Origin of the sequence: Marinobacter salinus (assembly GCF_001854125.1) — a bacterium.
In the GTDB taxonomy this organism is placed as follows: domain Bacteria; phylum Pseudomonadota; class Gammaproteobacteria; order Pseudomonadales; family Oleiphilaceae; genus Marinobacter; species Marinobacter salinus.
Window position 1 is genome coordinate 3,691,689 of record NZ_CP017715.1, and the last position, 14,903, is coordinate 3,706,591.

General features: G+C 56.7%; 15 protein-coding genes. 8 read left to right on the forward strand and 7 right to left on the reverse strand.

All coding sequences use genetic code 11. From position 1 onward, the window contains the following. Window position 1 precedes the first annotated feature (1 nt). A complete protein-coding gene (locus BKP64_RS17000; protein WP_070972779.1) occupies window positions 2–634 on the reverse strand; it encodes a TetR/AcrR family transcriptional regulator in 633 nt (210 codons plus the stop codon). A gap of 274 nt (window positions 635–908) precedes the next feature. On the opposite strand from BKP64_RS17000, the gene BKP64_RS17005 reads away from it, so the two are divergent. The 5 genes from BKP64_RS17005 (at window position 909) to BKP64_RS17025 (ending at window position 6,991) form a co-directional block, all read left to right on the forward strand. Beyond that, window positions 909–1,130, forward strand: coding sequence for a hypothetical protein (locus tag BKP64_RS17005; protein WP_070972781.1), 222 nt, complete (start codon window positions 909–911; stop codon window positions 1,128–1,130). Between the two features lie 152 nt (window positions 1,131–1,282). After that, window positions 1,283–2,320 carry a lipase secretion chaperone gene (locus BKP64_RS17010; RefSeq protein ID WP_227515448.1) on the forward strand — a complete coding sequence of 346 codons (1,038 nt, stop codon included), beginning with the start codon at window positions 1,283–1,285 and terminating at the stop codon, window positions 2,318–2,320. Window positions 2,321–2,462: 142 nt separating this feature from the next. Continuing rightward, a complete protein-coding gene (hemB, locus tag BKP64_RS17015) occupies window positions 2,463–3,479 on the forward strand; it encodes a porphobilinogen synthase (RefSeq protein WP_070972783.1) in 1,017 nt (338 codons plus the stop codon). Window positions 3,480–3,546: 67 nt separating this feature from the next. After that, on the forward strand, window positions 3,547–5,688 hold the full coding sequence (gene ppk1, locus BKP64_RS17020) for a polyphosphate kinase 1 (RefSeq protein ID WP_070972785.1): 2,142 nt from the start codon (window positions 3,547–3,549) through the stop codon (window positions 5,686–5,688). Between the two features lie 13 nt (window positions 5,689–5,701). Continuing rightward, the gene (locus BKP64_RS17025) at window positions 5,702–6,991 is read left to right on the forward strand and encodes a DUF945 family protein (RefSeq protein WP_099092567.1); all 1,290 of its coding nucleotides are present in this window, start codon (window positions 5,702–5,704) and stop codon (window positions 6,989–6,991) included. Window positions 6,992–7,036: 45 nt separating this feature from the next. Here BKP64_RS17025 and BKP64_RS17030 read toward each other — a convergent pair whose 3' ends face one another. The 5 genes from BKP64_RS17030 to BKP64_RS17050 all read right to left on the reverse strand — a co-directional run bounded on the left by BKP64_RS17030 (window position 7,037) and on the right by BKP64_RS17050 (window position 11,581). Further along, window positions 7,037–7,285, reverse strand: coding sequence for a YfhL family 4Fe-4S dicluster ferredoxin (locus BKP64_RS17030; protein ID WP_070972789.1), 249 nt, complete (start codon window positions 7,283–7,285; stop codon window positions 7,037–7,039). A 17-nt stretch (window positions 7,286–7,302) separates the two neighbouring features. After that, window positions 7,303–7,779, reverse strand: a complete 477-nt coding sequence (gene coaD, locus BKP64_RS17035) for a pantetheine-phosphate adenylyltransferase (protein ID WP_070972792.1) — start codon at window positions 7,777–7,779, stop codon at window positions 7,303–7,305. Between the two features lie 72 nt (window positions 7,780–7,851). Then, window positions 7,852–9,444, reverse strand: coding sequence for a GMC family oxidoreductase (locus BKP64_RS17040; RefSeq protein WP_070972794.1), 1,593 nt, complete (start codon window positions 9,442–9,444; stop codon window positions 7,852–7,854). Window positions 9,445–9,470: 26 nt separating this feature from the next. Next, window positions 9,471–10,106, reverse strand: coding sequence for a hypothetical protein (locus tag BKP64_RS17045; RefSeq protein ID WP_070972796.1), 636 nt, complete (start codon window positions 10,104–10,106; stop codon window positions 9,471–9,473). A gap of 29 nt (window positions 10,107–10,135) precedes the next feature. Then, the gene (locus BKP64_RS17050; RefSeq protein ID WP_070972797.1) at window positions 10,136–11,581 is read right to left on the reverse strand and encodes a coniferyl aldehyde dehydrogenase; all 1,446 of its coding nucleotides are present in this window, start codon (window positions 11,579–11,581) and stop codon (window positions 10,136–10,138) included. Window positions 11,582–11,762: 181 nt separating this feature from the next. On the opposite strand from BKP64_RS17050, the gene BKP64_RS17055 reads away from it, so the two are divergent. Then, the gene (locus BKP64_RS17055; RefSeq protein ID WP_070972799.1) at window positions 11,763–12,413 is read left to right on the forward strand and encodes a TetR/AcrR family transcriptional regulator; all 651 of its coding nucleotides are present in this window, start codon (window positions 11,763–11,765) and stop codon (window positions 12,411–12,413) included. A gap of 209 nt (window positions 12,414–12,622) precedes the next feature. Here BKP64_RS17055 and yihA read toward each other — a convergent pair whose 3' ends face one another. After that, window positions 12,623–13,264 carry a ribosome biogenesis GTP-binding protein YihA/YsxC gene (gene yihA, locus BKP64_RS17060; protein WP_070972802.1) on the reverse strand — a complete coding sequence of 214 codons (642 nt, stop codon included), beginning with the start codon at window positions 13,262–13,264 and terminating at the stop codon, window positions 12,623–12,625. 174 nt (window positions 13,265–13,438) lie between these two features. On the opposite strand from yihA, the gene BKP64_RS17065 reads away from it, so the two are divergent. Together BKP64_RS17065 and BKP64_RS17070 are read left to right on the forward strand one after the other, a co-directional pair. Further along, complete coding sequence (locus BKP64_RS17065) at window positions 13,439–14,047, forward strand: c-type cytochrome (RefSeq protein ID WP_070972804.1); 609 nt, start codon at window positions 13,439–13,441, stop codon at window positions 14,045–14,047. Between the two features lie 162 nt (window positions 14,048–14,209). Continuing rightward, complete coding sequence (locus BKP64_RS17070) at window positions 14,210–14,845, forward strand: thiol:disulfide interchange protein DsbA/DsbL (RefSeq protein WP_070972805.1); 636 nt, start codon at window positions 14,210–14,212, stop codon at window positions 14,843–14,845. Window positions 14,846–14,903: the final 58 nt, after the last annotated feature.

A 14,903-nucleotide genomic window follows, 5' to 3' on the forward strand; every position in this document is an offset into this window, starting at 1 on the left:
TTCATCTCCTTGTGCCGGTCAGTCCCTGCATGCAAAAGCGAATGATGGTGCCGACCAGTAAATCATTGTTGTCTTTCAAATTTCTGGATGCCTGGCCGGATTGGGTCGGTGATAACGGCCCCACCAGGCTTTCCGCAATGGCACCGACCAGGCAGGTGCTGCTCTGGCGGGCGTTCTGATCGGGAATACACCCTTCATCAATACCTTCGAGGATTGCCTGCTCGAACAGGTCCGCGTAGGCCTTCCGGTAGGCCAGTCGCTCTTCTTCGACTTTTGGGTCGACTGGCTCGGCGATCAGTGACCAGGCCATCATCGGGCCTCGCAAGGCTCGCTCGGCGAACTGGCGGAGGGCGGCCTCCAGCCGGATTGTTGCATTTCCGGTTGTGGTGAGCGCCTCCGCAACTTTGTTCACCTCTCGCTGTGTCGCGAGTCTGAATACTTCGGCAAAGAGGTCTTCCCGTGACTCAAAGTGCCGATAGATTGTGCCCGTGGCGACGCCGGCCAGGCCTGCTATCCGTGTGATCCGCGCACTACGGAACCCACCTTCGGCAACGCATTCGAAGGTACAGTCAATTATCCGTTGTCGCGCCTGGGCCTTGCGTTGACGCATTTTCTCGGTTTCACGATAGGCCATACCGGCCCCCTATAAGTAGTGAATCATTATTCATTCTTTGTGTCAATTCAGCATCTTTTCCCTGTTGGCTTATTTTGCCATTAAAATTCAGAAACTTAAAAACGGTTACAAAAAAACACAAAAAAGGTGTTGCCGGGAAATAGCGTCACCACGAAAACCGGATTATAAAGACGCCAAGACGATGCCATCGACGGCCATTCGTCGAGACGGAGTGTAGTCGCCCGGCGGGGTTACGGCACTCAATGACACTGTTTTCGTTGATGGAGAAGAGGCCATGAGTGAATTCGACGAAAGCAATCTGGAACAGTCCGGGAGCTGGGGCGGCGACAGTGATGACACTCATTCTGTTGCCGGTCGTGCACGGGTGCGTGCGCAGCTGCAAGCGGATATCGAAGCCTTTTTGGTTCAGGGTGGCAGGATTCAGGAGGTAGACACCTCCTTCCGCTCTGATCCTTCCCGCAAGGTGGATGTGGGCTTCAATAACCGTTCCCTCTGATTTGGGTCGGAACAGGCCGGGACCTTGTGTCCCGGTTCTGTTTTTGACGTCGTTCTCGGCAGTCCCTGCCGCCCTGGTTTATTCTCGTGCAACGTTACCGTGTCCGGAGCTGCCCTGACGCGGAGTAAGCCACTGACATATCCGGACTTTCTGTGACCTTCAAAACGCTTGCCAGGCCGTTGATTTTCATCCCGTTGATAATAGCAGCGGTTGCTGTTTTCTGGTTGCTGTCAGGAGGCCCGGCCAGTGAGTCGCCACAGGCACCGGTGTCGGTCGCTGTGAAACCGGCTACACCGGATCGGGGTGCAAAACCGGTCGCGCCGGTTGAGCAACCTTCCATGTTGGTGGGTAAGGTCAATGAAGCGGCGCCGCCCAGACGGTTGCCGAAGTCGCTTTCAGGCACGTCCGTGCCCGCGGGATGGGCTAAAGTGGATAGCAGCGGCGCCCTGATTCCGACGGCGGAGCTACGGCAGATGTTCGAGTACTACCTGTCCGCGCTGGGTGAGGAATCTCTGCAACAGCTGGTTGCCCGAATTGAAAGCACGTTATCGATTCTTGAGGAGCCGGCCCGGAGTCAGGCGCTGGAGACACTCGGTGCTTACCTTGATTACAAACTCGCGGTATCCGATCTTGAGTCAGCCTTTGGTGACAGTACCCGGTTGTCCCCCATTGAAATGCAGCAACGAATGGAAGAGATTCAGGCTTTGCGTCGTTCGTGGCTCGACAGCGAAACCGCAGACGTTTTTTTCGCCCAGGAAGAGGCTGTCGACCGTTTCCAGATCGAGAAACTGCGTATTGCCGGCAATGACACGTTAAGCAAACAGCAGAAACAAGAAGCCCTGGCCCGGGCGGAAGCTGCGTTGCCGGAGCCTCTGAGGGCCGCGCGCAAGGAAACCCGGCGCTTCGCCGATTATGAGCAGGCCCGGAGGGAGATGGCGGATAACCCGGAAGCTCTCCAGGCCTGGCGAGAACAGGCCTTCGGCACGGATACCGCAAAACGCCTTGCCGAACTGGAGCGAGAGCAACAAGCCTGGGATCAGCGCTGGCAAGCGTATTCTCAAGACCGCAAAAAACTGATGATGTCCGGGCTGGCTGGTCCGGAGCTTGAGGCTGCCATCGGTCACCTTCGGGGCCAGCATTTTAGCGAGACTGAACAAGTTCGGGCCAAGGCGCTCGATTCCATCCGGTAACCATCTTGTCATACGCTGTTCCTATGCTGATGGGGGAGTCTGCATCCGGCGGCTTCAGGAGTGTATGATGGGGGTACAGAGCGCCTTTTTGGGCGCAGCCATCATCCATTGAATTCCCTGTCGTGTTACCAGGAGGTTATCTGTGTCGAGTCCGACTCCCCGCGCTTTCCCCGCTACCCGTCCGCGCCGCAACCGCGCGAGCGATTTTTCGCGCCGCCTGGTACGGGAGCATCAACTGACGCCGGACAATCTGATTTATCCGGTTTTTGTCCTGGACGGGGATAAACAGAGAGAACAAGTGCCGTCCATGCCTGGTGTTGAACGGTTGAGTATTGACCTTCTGGTCGAGCAGGCGGCTGAGCTGGTGGAGCTTGGTATTCCGGCAGTGGCACTGTTTCCGGTTGTGCCGGCCGAACAGAAGAACCTCTCCGGATCCGGAGCCTGGAACTCCGACGGCCTGGCTCAGCGGGCAGTCCGCGCACTGAAAAAAGCTCAGCCTGAACTGGGTGTGATCACTGATGTGGCGCTGGATCCGTTCACGACACATGGTCAGGACGGCATCATCGATAATGACGGCTATGTACTGAACGATGTAACCGTGGAGGCATTGGTTAACCAGGCCCTGTCTCATGCGGATGCGGGCGCTGATATAGTCGCGCCGTCTGACATGATGGACGGTCGCGTTGCCGCCATCCGCGAGGCGCTTGAGTCGGCGGGTTATGTGAATACCAGGATCCTGGCCTATTCTGCCAAGTATGCATCCAGTTATTACGGACCCTTTCGTGATGCAGTCGGATCCGCCGGTAACCTGGGCAAGGGCAACAAGTCGACCTACCAAATGGACCCGGCCAACAGCGATGAGGCCATCCATGAGGTAGCCATGGACCTGGCCGAGGGGGCAGACATGGTGATGATCAAGCCCGGTATGCCGTATCTCGATATTGTCTACCGGGTCAAGAAAGAGCTGCAGGTGCCCACCTTTGTCTATCAGGTCAGTGGCGAGTATGCCATGCACATGGCCGCTGCCGAGAATGGCTGGCTGGACGGTGACGCGGTGATGATGGAAAGCCTGATGGCCATGCGTCGCGCCGGCGCCGATGGCATTCTGACCTATTTTGCGGTGCGTGCAGCTCGGCTGATGCGACAGCGGAAGTACTGAGCAGGAAAATGGTATTCAAGCAGTGCCGGGGTTCGGCCGGTGCTGCGTCGACTGGAATTGAGGGATCATGACGACGGAAACAGTGAAAAGCCTGACAGCGGAGGGTGAACATAGCGTTCCCGCCCCGGTAGATATACCGCCGACGGGGGAGGAGGTGAACCTTGACGCCAGCGAGAATTATTTCAACAGGGAGCTGAGTCAGCTCCAGTTCAATTATCGTGTGCTCAAGCAGGCACTGGACACCACGCATCCGCTGATCAATCGCCTGATCTTCTGCTGTATTTTCAGCAGTAACATGGACGAATTCTTTGAGATCCGCGTTGCCGGCTTGCGCCAGCAGATGAAATACGGTCGTGAAACCGTGGGCATGGACGGCATGATGCCTGAGCAGGCGCTGGCGGAAATCAGCCGGGTTGCCCACGATTACATCCACGAACAGTACGACATCATCAATAATGTCCTGATTCCGGAGATGGAGCAGCAAAACATTCATTTCGTTCGTCGTAGGGAGTGGACCCCGGCCCAGGCGGAATGGGTCAGGAACTACTTTGACGACGAAATCCTGCCGGTGGTCAGTCCCATTGGGCTGGATCCGTCTCATCCATTCCCAAGACTGGTCAACAAGAGCCTGAACTTCATCGTAGAGCTGGATGGTAAAGATGCCTTTGGCCGGGAAACTGGCATGGCAATTGTACCTGCCCCTCGCTCTCTGCCCCGGCTGGTGCGCCTGCCCGATGACATCTGTGAGGGCGGTGAAAATCTGGTGTTTCTGTCATCGATGATCCACGCCCACGCCGATGAGCTGTTCCCGGGCATGGAAGTCAAGGGCTGTTACCAGTTCCGCCTGACCCGGAATGCCGACCTTGAGCTGGAAGACGATCTGGAAGACCTGGCGTCGGCCCTCCGTGGTGAACTGCTGAGTCGTCGCTTTGGCGATGGCGTTCGTCTGGAGGTGGCGGACAACTGCCCGCAAGAACTGATGCAGTTTCTGCTGACCGAATTTGGTTTGACCGAACGTGATTTATATCAGGTTAATGGCCCGGTTAATCTGACGCGGCTGATGGCAGTAAGTGGTCTGGTCGATCGTCCGGACCTGACCTATTCCGGATTTTCACCATCCATTCCCAAGCAGATTCGCAGCAAGGATTCGATGTTCGAGAGCATCCGCAAGAGACCGATCCTGCTTTTGCACCCCTATGAAAATTTCAGTCCGGTGGTCGATCTGCTGCGACAGGCCGCAAAGGATCCGCAGGTGCTGGCCATTCGCCAGACGCTCTATCGGACCGGCGCGGACTCCGAAATTGTCGAAGCGCTGGCAGATGCGGCCCGGCGCGGCAAGGAAGTAACCGCAGTTATTGAATTGCGGGCGCGTTTCAGCGAGGCGGAAAACCTGGAGCTGGCCAGCCGTCTGCAGGAGGCCGGGGTGATCGTGGTGTACGGGGTGGTAGGCTACAAGACTCACGCCAAGATGATTCTTATTGTGCGTCGCGAGGAAGGGCGGCTGCGCCGTTATGTGCACCTCGGCACGGGCAATTATCACGCTGGCAATGCCCGGTTGTACACCGACTATAGTTTCATGACCTGTGACGAGTCCATTGGCGATGACGTCAACAAGCTGTTTCAGCAGTTGACGGGAATGGGCAAGGCGCTGAAGATCAAAAAACTCTTCCATTCACCGTTCACCCTGCACTCCCGCCTGTTAAGCCTGATTGACCGGGAAGCCGGGTTTGGCGAGAAAGGCCGGATTATTTTCAAGTTCAACGCGCTGACGGAGCCCCAAATTATCAAGGCACTTTACCGGGCCTCGCAGGCCGGCGTGAAGGTCGACCTGATCGTTCGGGGAATCTGTTGCCTGAGGCCTGAAGTGCCGGGGCTCTCGGATAACATCCGGGTACGGTCCATCATTGGTCGTTTCCTTGAGCACACCCGGGTGTACTATTTCGGAAATAATGGCCGGCCGGATGTGTATTGTTCCAGTGCGGATGCCATGGAGCGCAATCTGCTGAGCCGCGTCGAAACTGCCTTTCCGATTGAGGATCCCGCCCTCCTGGCGCGGGTCCGTGAGGATCTGGATACCTATCTTGCGGACAACTGCCAGTCCTGGGTGCTGCACCCGGATGGCAGCTATGTCCAGAATCAGCCTGCTGAAGGTGAAGATCGACTGGCTTCGCAACTGGTGCTGCTTGAGCGGTTAACCGGTAAAACCTGAACGGAGAGAACCCTTGCAGAAACGATGGATGATTGCTGGAGCCGGTGTGCTGGTTGTAGCGGGTGCCATGCCCTGGGCCGTGGGGTATGTTACAGAACAACAGTGGCAGGCCGTGACACAGGAAGTGAATAGCGCCCAGCCATTTGTCCAGCTTCAGACCGGGGAGTATCGCCGGGGCTTCCTCGGAGCCGAGCTGAAAGGGTCTTTGAGGATCGTGAATCCTGAGACCGGTGAGCCCCATAAGGTCGATTATCGTGGCTATGTGAGTCACGGAGTTACTGGCAGCCTGCTCGATTTTGAACCTGCCGGGGGCTGGGCTCCGGAGGGTGTGGACTGGTTTCCGGATGCACTGCCAAAGCTGACTCTTGAAACGCGGATATGGGGAACGGCGATTGTCGAGCTGGTTGCTCCGGTTATGACCATTACCGATACCGAAACCGGAGAGTCCCTGAACTCCAGTGGTGGGCTGGCGAGGGTGGAAATCAGTGACTCGGGGTCTTCCGCCGAGGCGCTTCTGGTATGGCCGGCGGTCAGCCTTTCCGGACCTGATATGGATATCCGGATCTCCGATATCCATATGGAGCAGACAATGGCACATCTGCTTGGCGGTCTTTGGACCGGAAATGGAGAGCTGGAAATCGGTTCTGCGACAGTCGCACTGACCGATGGCAACGCCTTGACCCTTCGCGGTTTCGGCCTGACCAGCACCAGCGAGGCAAGGGATGGAGGCGCGCGGCTGGATTCCAGGGCAGCGATTGACGTGCAAGAGGTTGCCCGGGAAAACCAGAGTTACGGCCCTCACCGGTTAGTGCTGTCTCTCGATAATCTGGATGTACAAAGCTGGAACGACGTCACTGAGGGTATGTCTGAATTGCAGGCCATAGCGCTTCAGCAGGAAACCACTGGTGCTGTGCAACCGGAGCAACAGTTGGCTGCCATGGAGAAGGTGAACAGGTCAGTGCGGGATCTTGCCGCTGCGGGTTTTTCCATCGGGTTCCCCGAGCTGATCCTGGCAACACCTGAAGGCGAAGTGCAAGGCAATGCAGTGATCCGCCACCCGGAGCTTACCGGGCAGCAGAAGGCGGGCATGCTGATGGTGATGCAGCGCTTGACGGGTGAGATGAACCTGAGCCTGCCTGTGGCACTGGCTGAGAATTATCCGGAACTGAGGATGCAGCTGGCACCCATGGTCAAACAGGGGTTGCTGGTTCAGGATGGAGGCCGACTGGAGATGAAGGCCACCATGAGGGATCTCATGGTGGATATAAACGGTGTCGAGATTCCTCTCCCTCCGTTGCTCTAGCTTCTGGATTCGAGCGATAAAAGAGCCTCTGCGGGGCTTTTTTAATCAGCTTCCGGTCAGTCGGTGGTATTTTTCCATCAACTGCTCTTTGCTTTCCTCGTGAGCCGGGTCCAGGGGGATGCAATCCACCGGGCACACTTGCTGGCACTGGGGCTCATCATAATGCCCGACGCACTCGGTGCACTTATTCGGATCAATCACGTAGATTTCGTCACCCGCCGAGATTGCCTCGTTGGGGCACTCGGGCTCACAGACGTCGCAGTTGATGCACTCGTCAGTAATGATCAGGGCCATCTGCTGTTTCCTCGGGCTCAGTTAAACTTCTGTTTCAGTGCGGCCTCTACGGCGGGGTCGACGAATTCCGAGACATCTCCACCCAGTGACGCAATTTCCCGAATCAGGGTCGAAGAGATGTAGGACAGGTGGTTAGCGGGTGTCAGGAAGACGCTTTCCACTTCCGGGGCCAGTCGGCGGTTCATGTCGGCCAGCTGGAACTCATACTCGAAGTCAGAGACAGCGCGCAGGCCACGGAGAATCACGGTGGCACCCTGTTCACGCACAAAGTCTGCGAGCAGGTTACTAAAGCCGGTAACGCTGACGTTGGGTATGTGGGCAGTAGCCTGGCGAACCAGTTCACAGCGTTCTTCGAGATTTAGCAGGGGCTGCTTCTTCGGGTTATAGGCAATGGCAACGACGATTTCGTCGAACATGCGGCCGGCACGCTCGATAAGGTCGGTGTGGCCGTTGGTAATAGGATCGAAGGTGCCCGGGTAGATGACTTTCGACATGCACAGCTCCTTTCTTTACAGGCGCCTAGAATATCAGCATTCGCCGGTTTTCTGTAGGTTATGGGCTGATGATTAACGGCCCAAACGGTGAGCCAGTCGGGAACTGTTTCTCGCTGCCAGCGCATAGACAGACAACTGGGGGTTGGCGCCAATGCTGGTCGGGAAGATGGAGGCATCGTGAACGCTGAGGTTGCTCACGTGGTGGTGCTCGCCAAAGCCATTCACCACTGAATTCTCCGGATCGGATCCCATGCCGCAGCCACCCATCTGGTGGGCGGTAAACAAGCGAACGCGATGGGGCTCCATGGCGATATTGGCGATGGCAGTTTTGGCGTCTGCCCAGTTGTCGTACCAGTCGGAGTCAAGGTGCACTAGTCGTACCTTTTTCGCACCAGCGGCAAACTGGATTTCGGCCATGGTGTAGAAAGCTTCCCTTAAACCCTTCCAGAGGTAATCTGTCACCGGATAGTCCAGCATCGGGCTACCGTCGTCCCTGATCGATACTGTGCCGCCTGGGCTCTCCGGATGAAAACCGTCCCGGATCAGGGCAAGGACGGACTGGGTCCAGGGCAGGCCGGTCATGGCGTCAATCTGGGCTCGCCCGTGCCCAGGAATGACCCCGGAAGACATTGCCGGATGCAAGGGCGGTACTTCGAGCTTGAATCCGACTGGTCCATTAACGCCGTTTTTGAAGTTGAACTCGTCGGAATAGATCGACTGGGGTGCACCATAGAACGGATCTACTTTTTCGGGCATTTGCGCGACGGTGGCATTGACAGGATGGATGAACGACCGCTTGCCAATCCTCCGGAAGGGATCGGGAATCTCCGAGCGTAGCAACAGCCCCGGCGAGCCGATGGCGCTGGCCGCCACCACAAAATGGCGAGCCTTCAAGGTGACTGTCACTCCGGACGGCTCGACGCCATCGCTGTTCATGGCGCTCGCCTGCAGGTGCTCAATTCGGTCCTGATTCATTACCAGGCGTTCGGCGCGAAGTCCGTGGAATAACCGGGCCTGGTTGTCCAGGGCGCCGGGGATAGTGGTCATCAGGGCCCCCTGCTTGGCATTGGTGGGGCAGCCGACACCGCAGTAACCAAGGTTCCAGCAGCCCTTAACATTTCTCGGAATGATCTGCCATTTGTAGCCGAGCTTTTCACAGCCCTGGCGCAGGACGTCGTTGTTGACGTTGGGGGCCACTTGCCAGGGTGCCATGGAATGCCGCTCTTCGCGCCCTTCAAACCAGGGAGCCATGGCATCCGGTGTCAGGTTGTCCAGACCAAATTTTTCTGACCAATAGGTCAGGGTCTCGTCAGGAGTGCGGAAGCTGGATGTCCAGTTGACGGTGGTGGATCCGCCGACACAGCGACCCTGCAGTATGGCGATGGCGCCATCCTTGGTGACCCGACTCATGCCTTCCTGGTAAAGGTTGGCGTAGGACGTGAGTTCATCCATTTTGAAGTCTTTCTGGTAATACAGCCGTCCTTCTTCTACCAGAATCACCGACAGACCGCTTTTTGCCAGGATTTCTGCGGTGGTGCCTCCCCCCGCTCCGGTGCCGACAACAACCACGTCTGCCTCGTGGGTCTGGTTCTCGGTCAGGGTAGCGCCGTCAGTCACTTTCCAGCCTGATGCAAGGCCCTGGGCAATACGATCGGTTAACGACATGGTTGGCTCCGTAAATCGGCGTGGGGTCAGGCGTTGTTGAACTGGGGCAGGGCCTCGACAGCGTATTGGGGCGGCCCCGGGTAGCCCGAGAGATGCCATTGGTCCCTGTGGCCATAGAAGGCCACATTGCTGATTTTGGTAAGGGCGATGTAGCCATTGTTGAACAGCCCGAGGCTACTGGTACGCCAGCGCTCCAGGAAGGCGTCTGCCTCAGAGGTAGTGACATTCGGCCAGCTTGACCAGACCCGTGCAATGGTTACGCGGGTCAGTCCGAAATTGAGCAGGTCGAACAAGCGGCGAAGTTCGCGCTGGTTGGCCGGACCGAAATTATAGATGCCGGAATCAATACGCTCAATGCTGGAAGCGATCGCCGTCCGGCGCGCCAGGGGTTGCTCCGGAAGTCCGGGGCCAATGATGGCAGGGAGCAGGGCCTCGAAGAGCTGAATGTCTTCCCGGGTCAGAAAACGGAACCGGTAACGGGCATCCATGCGGGTGCCAACGGCACTGAGCCGGCCGGCAGGGGCTGTGGCGCAGCCACTCAGGCTGGCAGATATACTGACGGTGCCCAGGAAAAGGGTACCGGCCATCCCGGTTTTCAGAAAGTTGCGGCGGCCGGTATTGGTGAGCCCATCGGTATGTGAGTTGGCTTGATCGTCGATCATGGTGGTCTCTTGTTATTGTTTGACCAGAGTTAACGAATAAAGAACTTATATACCATCTTGTGGGCTGCGGTTCCGTGCGGTGCATACACAAATTTGCCACTGTTGAACTTCTGTTTGGCAAAGATGGCCCGGTGGTGGGAGAAGGTCAAAAAGCCTTCCCGGCCATGATAGTGGCCCATGCCGGAATCGCCGATGCCGCCGAAAGGCAAATCATCCTGAGCAACATGCATCAGTGCATCGTTAATGCACATGCCGCCGGAGTGCGTCTTGTCCACCACACGCTGTTGCTCGGCTCTGTCATAGCCAAAGAAATACAGCGCCAGTGGCCGTGGGCGGTCGTTGATGTAGTGAATCGCTTCGTCCAGACCTCCATAGCTGACAACGGGTAGCAGTGGGCCGAAGATCTCGTCCTGCATCACTTTCATGTCCGGTGTGGTATTCAGGATCAACGTCAGGGGAATCTTTCGGGTGCCGTCCTTCAGGTTTTCCCGCGCCGGATTTATCTCGATGATTTCGGCGCCTTTGGTGCGGGCATCTTCAATGTAGCTCTGCAACCGCTCATATTGCCGCTCGTTGATGATTGCGGTGTAGTCATCGTTGTCACGCAGGCTCGGGTACATTTCCGAAAAGCGGGTACGGAACTCGTCGACGAACGCCTGGGTGCGGTCGGCCGGGCAGAGCACGTAATCTGGGGCAACGCAGGTCTGGCCGGCATTGAAGGCCTTGCCGAAGGCGATGCGCTGGGCCGCGTCTTCCATGGGAACATCCGGCGATACGATGGCCGGTGATTTACCGCCCAGTTCCAGTGTAACCGGTGTCAGGTTCTCTGCCGCAGCGCGCATGACCAGTTTTCCGACTGAGGTAGAGCCGGTAAACAGCAGGTGGTCAAAGGGCCGGGAAGAGAAGTCTGCGGCGACGTCCGCCTCCCCGGTAATGACCGACACAAGTTCTTCCGGGAACGAGGCCTCAATGATTTCCTTGAATAACGCCGAGGTGTGAGGCGTGTATTCAGACATCTTGATCATTGTGCGATTTCCAGCGGCGAGCGAAGCCACCAGCGGTCCGACGGCGAGATAGAGCGGATAGTTCCAGGGCACTATCACCCCGACAACACCCTTGGGCTGATAGTGGACTTTGTTGCTGGCTGGCTGAAACAGCAGGGAGACATGGCGTTTCGAAGGCTTCATCCAGTCGTTGAGGTTTTTCAGGGTGTAGTTGATGCCCTGAATGGAAGGCATAACCTCTGCGATCAGGGACTCGTCCCGGGAGCGGCAACTGAAATCGCGATCAATAGCTTCCAGCAGTCGGTCCTGGTTGGTCAGGAGGGCTCGCTTTAATCGCTTCAGGTTTTCCTGTCGTTCGGTCAGGGACGGCATCGGATTGTTGCGAAATGCGCTTTTCTGATCGTCGAAGACCCTGTGGGTGTGCTGGATTTGCTTTTTGCTCTCGGTAAGCTGGACGACAGTGGCTCCCATGGTGTTCTCCCTTATACGGCACCGTCTCATCTGGCCGGCAACCTGTTGTTGTGTGGTGGCGAAAAAATGCTCAATTTGCGCTATGGGGTATTATTAGAGTATATACTCTAAGTAGTCAAGTGAGGTCCGCTGGCCTATCGGGCCATCCTCGCATCCGCGAAAAACAAATGCCGGCGAGTCTATGAAAACCAGAGATAAAATTCTGCTCTCCAGCCTTGAGCTGTTTAACGAGCGCGGGGAGCGCAACGTAACCACGAATCATATTGCCGCCCACCTGGCGATTTCGCCGGGCAACCTGTACTACCACTTCCGTAACAAGTCGGACATCATTTACGAGATTTTCCTGGAATATGAAAAGCTGGTGGACTTCTACCTGGATATTCCGGAAGACCGGTCAATGACGCTGGAAGACATGACGTTTTATCTGGAATCGGTGTTTGACGGCTTGTGGAGTTACCGGTTTTTTCACCGTGATCTGGAGTATCTGCTGGATAGTGATCAGCGCCTGCGTCGGGACTACCGGGACTTTACCAACCGGTGCCTGGCTGCCATCAGCCGTATTTTCGAGAAGCTGGCGGAAGCGGGCATTATCGAGGCTCAGCCGGAGGATCTTCGTGCCGCAATGTCGCTCAATGTCTGGCTGGTTATTACCAACTGGATGGCGTACCTGAAAACCGCACACGCTAGTGAAGATTCCGCCAACCCCACACTGGATGAGCTGAAGCAGGGCATTTATCAGGTTCTGACACTCGAGATTCCTTATCTGATGGCGGATTATCGAGAGCAGGTTATGGCTCTGAGAGAAAAGTACCGACCGTCCTTGCCGGGGTAAAAGGGCGTTTCAACGTCCTCCATTGGCGTAGAGTTGATTAAAATGTGATCGATTGGGGAACTTTGCCCGAACAGGCCGGTCTTATTTGGTGACGTTGGGAATCCGGACATTCCTTGCGTCTCCTGAGTGAGTTCTCAGGTTTTAGCACGTCGCAAACCCTGACGTTTCACCGGTCTGTTCTTTGGCAGACCGGTTTTTTTTGTCCTTTTTCAGGGCGTCTCTTCGGTATCTTCTGCCTCCAGCCAATCTGTCAGTGCCGCACGGCAGTCCTCAACACCTTGCTTTGAGGTGGCTGAAAACATAATGAGATGTTCAACGCACGAGAACGACTTCAGGTTTTTCGCGATGCCCAGCATGGCGGTCTTGGCCTGGCCGAATTTCAGTTTGTCTGCCTTGGTCGCCAAAATCATCAGGGGAAGGTTGTTATGTTCACACCATTCCACCATCATTTGGTCGAATTCGGTTAGCGGGTGGCGGATATCCATCACCAGCACGAGGCCGCGCAGGCAGCGTCGGTCGTTCAGGTAATGCCCCAGGTGCCGTTGCCAGTCGTCCTTCATGTCCCGGGAGACCTTGGCGTAGCCGTAGCCCGGCAGATCAACCAGGCGGCAGCCTTCGCGGTTGAGTGAGAAGAAGTTGATCAGGCGGGTACGCCCCGGCGTTTTGCTCGTCCGGGCCAGCTTGCCGTTGGCGGTGATCGCATTCATCGCACTGGATTTTCCGGCATTGGAGCGGCCGGCAAAGGCAACTTCAGCGCCGAAATCCGGCGGGCACTCGTCTAACCTGGAAGCGCTGATCAGGAAACGGGCACTGTTAAAAGAGATGGTTTTTTGAGTCAGATCAGGGTCCACAGTGGTTGGCTTTCCTTTGGATTTCAGTTATCAGGGATTAATGTATAATGCTACACCAATTCCGGGCGGCGCGCTGCGCGTGACCGCTGTCAGCCCCGGTTTTGAGCCTGACTGGTCAGCGCCTGCCGGCTGCATAACGAAGAATACCTTTAAGATGAGAGAAGCGGAGCGAGCATGAAAAAACTGATCGCAGGAGTTGTTCTCGGTGTTAGCCTCACAGCGATGGCTCACGGGGCAGGAGATCCTCAAGCGGGCGAACAGAACGCAGCGGTATGTGCCGGTTGTCATGGTCAGGGTGGCCAGAAGCCGATCATGGGTGCCTATCCCAAGCTTTCGGGCCTGGGCGAAAAATATTTACATAATCAGCTGGTGGCCATTCAATCGGGTGATCGTGCGATTCCCGAAATGACCGGTCTCCTGGACGGCAAGTCTGACCAGGAGTTGCAGGATCTGGCGGCCTATTTTGATGGCCAGGATATGGTTGTCAGCCAGGCTGACCCTGATCTGATCGATCAGGGAGCGGCACTCTACCGGGGTGGCAATATGGCTTCGGGCGTGCCTGCGTGTGCCGGCTGCCATAACCCCAAGGGCCTTGGCAACGAGCCGGGCGGCTACCCGCGTCTGGGTGGTCAGAATGCGGATTACGTGACCAAGCAGTTGCAGGCATATCGTGACGGAACCCGGGCGGCTGGTGCCAACGCGGCCATCATGATGGACGTGGCTGCAAAGCTGACGGATGCAGAGATTAAAGCCGTTGCCAATTACGTGTCCGGCCTGAACTGAAAGACTGGACCTTGATGGTGCCTCAGAAAGCCCCGCGAGATGCGGGGTTTTTTATTGCTTAACGGTCTGTAACCGTCTCTTTTGGCAGCTTGTATGGAACTTTCCGGGTTGCCTGAGTCATAATCCCTCACACTTACGAATTCACGAGACCGGAGATGCTTAATGATCAGAACACTCGGAAAGGTGGCCTTCCTGGCAGCAGTTTTCGCGCTTGGCGCACCCGCCAGTGCTGAGACCTGGGAAGAGGGAACGCACTACCAGGTATTGGATACACCGGTGCGTACAGACGGTAACGGCAAGATCGAAGTGGCCGAGGTGTTCTGGTACGGGTGCCCCCATTGCTACACCTTCAAGCCAATTGTCGAGGCCTGGGAAAAAGGTCTGGCTGATGACGTGAGTTTTGTAATGATGCCTGCGGCCCTTGGCCGGTCCTGGGAACCTCACGCTCGCACATACTATGCCCTTGAGGCCATGGGAGAGCTCGACAAGGTCCACGATGCTCTTTTCGACGCCCTGGCCGGCGAGCGGCGCCCGCTGAATACGCCGGAAGCGCTGGCAGATTTCGTTGCCGACTATGGCGTGGACGCTGAAGCGTTTCTTCAGAATTACGAGAGCTTTGGTGTGAACGCCCGTATGCAACAGGCGCAATCGAAAATCCGCGGTGCGCGAATCACTGGCGTACCGACTATGCTGGTTAATGGCAAGTACAAGGTGAGCGCCTCCATGGCTGGCGGTCATGAGGCTGTTCTGGAGGTCGTTGATTACCTCATTGCCAAGGAGCGTGGAACAGGAGAATAGTAAGACTGCGTGCCTGCCGCCTGGTTGTGGCGGGCACCCGGAGGCGCGATGGGGCCGG

Excerpts from the sequence above, each read along its gene's own strand:
- BKP64_RS17000 (WP_070972779.1), bottom strand. The coding sequence starts at position 634 with ATGGCCTATCGTGAAACCGAGAAAATGCGTCAACGCAAGGCCCAGGCG.
- BKP64_RS17005 (WP_070972781.1), top strand. The coding sequence starts at position 909 with ATGAGTGAATTCGACGAAAGCAATCTGGAACAGTCCGGGAGCTGGGGC.
- ppk1 (WP_070972785.1), top strand. The coding sequence starts at position 3,547 with ATGACGACGGAAACAGTGAAAAGCCTGACAGCGGAGGGTGAACATAGC.
- BKP64_RS17030 (WP_070972789.1), bottom strand. The coding sequence starts at position 7,285 with ATGGCCCTGATCATTACTGACGAGTGCATCAACTGCGACGTCTGTGAG.
- coaD (WP_070972792.1), bottom strand. The coding sequence starts at position 7,779 with ATGTCGAAAGTCATCTACCCGGGCACCTTCGATCCTATTACCAACGGC.
- BKP64_RS17040 (WP_070972794.1), bottom strand. The coding sequence starts at position 9,444 with ATGTCGTTAACCGATCGTATTGCCCAGGGCCTTGCATCAGGCTGGAAA.
- BKP64_RS17045 (WP_070972796.1), bottom strand. The coding sequence starts at position 10,106 with ATGATCGACGATCAAGCCAACTCACATACCGATGGGCTCACCAATACC.
- BKP64_RS17050 (WP_070972797.1), bottom strand. The coding sequence starts at position 11,581 with ATGGGAGCCACTGTCGTCCAGCTTACCGAGAGCAAAAAGCAAATCCAG.
- BKP64_RS17055 (WP_070972799.1), top strand. The coding sequence starts at position 11,763 with ATGAAAACCAGAGATAAAATTCTGCTCTCCAGCCTTGAGCTGTTTAAC.
- BKP64_RS17065 (WP_070972804.1), top strand. The coding sequence starts at position 13,439 with ATGAAAAAACTGATCGCAGGAGTTGTTCTCGGTGTTAGCCTCACAGCG.
- BKP64_RS17070 (WP_070972805.1), top strand. The coding sequence starts at position 14,210 with ATGATCAGAACACTCGGAAAGGTGGCCTTCCTGGCAGCAGTTTTCGCG.